At 63.9% G+C, this 2,137-nt stretch carries 3 protein-coding genes; 2 read left to right on the top strand and 1 reads right to left on the bottom strand.

The genetic code is table 11. The features are described from left to right. A partial coding sequence (locus AC3XYG_RS02485) for a lycopene cyclase family protein (RefSeq protein ID WP_489138229.1) occupies nt 1-256 on the bottom strand: 256 nt, incomplete at its 3' end. Nucleotides 257-466: 210 nt separating this feature from the next. Between AC3XYG_RS02485 and AC3XYG_RS02480 the strand changes: the two genes are divergently transcribed. Beyond that, nucleotides 467-1,414, top strand: coding sequence for a choline ABC transporter substrate-binding protein (locus AC3XYG_RS02480; RefSeq protein ID WP_489138228.1), 948 nt, complete (start codon nt 467-469; stop codon nt 1,412-1,414). A 76-nt stretch (nt 1,415-1,490) separates the two neighbouring features. Continuing rightward, nucleotides 1,491-2,137 (top strand): ABC transporter permease subunit (locus tag AC3XYG_RS02475; RefSeq protein ID WP_489138227.1); only part of this gene is annotated, 647 nt, incomplete at its 3' end.

The raw sequence follows: 2,137 nt of genomic DNA, 5'->3' as shown, positions 1-2,137 counted from the left end.
CGAGCACCCGGCCGCGCGGCCAGTACATGCGGCGGTTGTCCATCGCCGCCTGCGGCTCGGTCTCGTAGTACCAGTTGTACTTGTCGTCGCCGAGATTGTAGGTCAGCGCCGCCGGCATGTGGATCTTCCAGGTCCGGTCCTCGGGGCCGGCTTCCAGCAGCAGCACGCGGACATCGGATTCGGCTGAAAGCCGGTTGGCGAGCACGCAGCCGGCCGAGCCGGCGCCGACGATCACATAGTCGAATTCTGTCGCCATCTCTTCCACTCCTGCGGCTGCGGCCGCATGCTAGCTGCGGTGCAAAAAGCAATGCGTCCGGTTTGCGTCATGCCATGCCGGAAATCGGCCAGCGGCGCCATGCCCCGCACCGCTAGACTCTCGCTAAGGCGCCTCGTCGTATGCTTCGATGGCGGACGCGGCGTTCAAAGAACGAAAATGTCGTACAGGCAGGCAGAACAGGAGAGTCGCATGATCTCGGGACGTAAGATCGGTTTGGCGCTGGGCGTATCCTTGGCCCTGGTCGCCGGTGCCGCGCAGGCGGCCGATCCGGCGAGCTGCAAGAAGGTCCGTTTCTCCGATGTCGGCTGGACCGACATCACCTCGACGACCGCGATCACTTCGGCCGTGCTCAAGGGCCTCGGCTACGAGCCCTCGGCCGACCTGCTGTCGATCCCGGTCACCTACATCTCGATGAAGAACAAGAACATCGACGTCTTCCTCGGCAACTGGATGCCGTCGATGACGGCCGATGCGAAGCCCTATTTCGACGACAAATCGGTCGAGAGCGTGCGAGCCAATCTCGAAGGCGCCAAATACACCCTCGCCGTGCCGGACTATGCCTACGACGCCGGGGTCAAGGACTTCGCGGACCTGGCCAAGAACGCCGACAAGTTCGGCGACAAGCTCTATGGCATCGAGCCGGGCAATGACGGCAACCGGCTGATCCAGAGCATCATCGACAAGGGTGCCTTCGGCCTCAAGAGCTGGCAGCTGGTCGAGTCGAGCGAGCAGGGCATGCTCTCGCAGGTCGACCGTGCCGTCCGCCGCAAGGAATGGATCGTGTTCCTGGCCTGGGCGCCGCACCCGATGAACAAGAACTACCCGCTGAAGTACCTCACCGGCGGCGATGACTATTTCGGCCCGAACTTCGGCGGCGCCACGGTCTACACCAACGTCCGGGCCGGCTATCGCACGGATTGCCCGAATGTCGGCAAGCTGCTCGACAACCTGTCCTTCACCCTCGACATGGAAGCGACGGTGATGCAGGCGATCACCGGCGACGGCAAGGAAGGCGGGCTGGCGGCCACCGAATACCTCAAGGCCAACCCGGACGTGCTGACGCCCTGGCTCGCCGGCGTCACCACCTTCGACGGCAAGGATGGCCTTGCCGCGGTGAAGGCGTCACTCGGTCTCTAATAAGCCGGTCCGACAGGCGCGCCGCCGGAGATCACGGCGGCGCGTCGTCCAAAAGGTCAGGAAATAAGGACGCCGCATGGACGCACTGAATGCGTTTCTGTCCCAGAAGATTCCACTGGGGCAATGGATCAAGCATCTCACGGATTTCCTGACCGATAATTTCGCCAGCGTCTTCGACGCCATCTCGATCGGCCTCGCCACCGCCATCCAATGGCTGATCGACGTGCTGCTGGCGCCGCCGCCGCTGCTGTTCATCGCCATCGTCGCCGTGCTGGCCTATTGGCTGCACCGCCGCTGGCAGCTGGTCGTGCTGGTCGTGGTCGGCTTCCTGCTGATCTTCAATCTCGGCTACTGGACCGAGACGATGCAGACCCTGGCGCTGGTGCTCAGCGCCACGATCCTGTCGCTGGTGATCGGCATCCCGATCGGCATCCTGTCGGCGCACCGGCCGATGATCTACGCCGTGATCCGGCCGATCCTCGACCTGATGCAGACGATCCCGACGTTCGTCTACCTGATTCCGACGCTGGTCCTCTTCGGCCTCGGCATGGTGCCCGGCCTGATCTCGACGGTGATCTTCGCCATCGCCGCGCCGGTCCGCCTGACGCACCTCGGCGTCTCGTCGGTGCCGAAGCAATTGATCGAAGCCGGCGAGGCGTTCGGCTCGACCCGCCGGCAGCTGCTCTGGAAGGTCGAGATTCCGTACGCGTTGCCGACCATCAT

The organism is Inquilinus sp. (genome assembly GCF_057815775.1).
The sequence above is the reverse complement of the archived record's forward strand: the minus strand, read 5'-3'. Positions and strand labels throughout refer to the sequence as shown.

Coding starts and splice junctions, on each gene's coding strand:
- AC3XYG_RS02480 (WP_489138228.1), top strand. CDS start 467: ATGATCTCGGGACGTAAGATCGGTTTGGCGCTGGGCGTATCCTTGGCC.